The sequence below is a fragment of the Halomonas sp. 3D7M genome (genome assembly GCF_014897885.1).
Classification (GTDB): Bacteria; Pseudomonadota; Gammaproteobacteria; order Pseudomonadales; family Halomonadaceae; genus Vreelandella.
On the sequence record NZ_JABUZF010000217.1, the window covers coordinates 2,540 to 3,427 of the forward strand.

An 888-nucleotide genomic window follows, 5' to 3' on the forward strand; every position below is an offset into this window, starting at 1 on the left:
AGCGCTGGCTGCAACGCCAGCGCTTTTTATATGTCAACGACGCAAGATAGTAGTGGGAAGCAACACTTTCCGGTAAGCTCCTTGCGTTTTGTTAGCCTGTTTTGAGGTAATTATATGTGGAGCCTGCTTAGGTTGTCGGCACTGTCATTAACCACGTTGATGATAGCGGGTTGCTCAGACCCCAAAATAGACACAAGCTCAATGCCAGCCGCCGTAGTTTCGGTTGAGAAAGTGCGCGACTCACTCCCCGCCTACAAGCGCGATGAGTTTGATCAAGCATTAACGATCATTGCCATGTCATCGTTTAGCGGCATCGATTTACTCAATGCCCAACGTATGAATGCCGCCGAAATTGCCGAGTCAGCGAATGCCTACATGCATGGCCTAACGGGTGATGAGATTATAGAGCGCGCCGATAAAATGCTGCGCGAACGCCGTGCCCGCGAACGCGAGCAGGCGCTGCAAACGCTTGATCGTCTAGAAACCAAACAAGCGCGGGCCGAACACGATCAACAACAGCGCGCCCAGGTGAGCATTGAAAGTGCCGATTACTACATCAGTACCAGCCCCTATGGCGCATTCGAACCTGTCATTGATCTTCAGGTAACGAATGGTTCTGACCAAGAGGTATCAGAACTGTTTTTACATGGCGTATTGACCAGCCCAGGACGCGAAACAGCGTGGGTCGATGAAACGTTTTACTATGTTATTGCTGGCGGCCTGGCACCCGGCGAGACCGCACAATGGAGTCTTGCCCCCAACCGCTTCGGCCCCTGGGGTAATGATCAGATTCCCCGCGATTCACAGCTAACCTTAACGCTACTGGGGATAAATAACGCGCAAGGTGAGCCACTTTGGAACTCACCATCGCTTAGCGAAAATGAGGTC

The 888-nt window shown here is 52.0% G+C and carries 1 protein-coding gene; it reads left to right on the forward strand.

Annotated features, from left to right (window positions below):
* Positions 1-159: 159 nt before the first annotated feature.
* On the forward strand, positions 160-888 hold a 729-nt coding region (locus tag INT22_RS12420; RefSeq protein WP_446718949.1), incomplete at its 3' end, for a DUF6694 family lipoprotein.